Consider the following 339-nt stretch of genomic DNA (forward strand, 5'->3'; position numbering starts at 1 on the left):
CTTTGCAAGGGTATCTTTGCATGCATGACGAACGAGACGCAGGTCAGGACTCTCGATGCCAGCGCCCTGAAGGCGCTGGCGCACCCGCTCCGGGTGAAGATCTTCGACATCCTCGCCGCGCGCGGTCCGCAGACCGCCAGTTCGCTCGCTGCACTCGTAGGGGAGACATCGGGGTCGACCAGCTATCACCTCCGCGCGTTGGCTGCTCACGATCTCATCCGCGAAGTCGAGGGGCGAGGCACGGCGCGCGAGCGGTGGTGGGAACGGCCCAAGGGGCGCATCGACGTGCCCGGTCCCGACGAGATGACTTCGCCGTCGAATCGGGCGGCTGCCCAGATC

The 339-nt window shown here is 66.7% G+C and carries 1 protein-coding gene; it reads left to right on the forward strand.

Annotated elements, in window-relative coordinates; all coding sequences use genetic code 11:
- Positions 1–24: 24 nt before the first annotated feature.
- The coding region (locus L687_RS24795) for an ArsR/SmtB family transcription factor (protein ID WP_021198494.1) at positions 25–339 on the forward strand (315 nt) is incomplete at its 3' end.

Origin of the sequence: Microbacterium maritypicum MF109 (assembly GCF_000455825.1) — a bacterium.
Taxonomy (GTDB): Bacteria; Actinomycetota; Actinomycetes; order Actinomycetales; family Microbacteriaceae; genus Microbacterium; species Microbacterium maritypicum_A.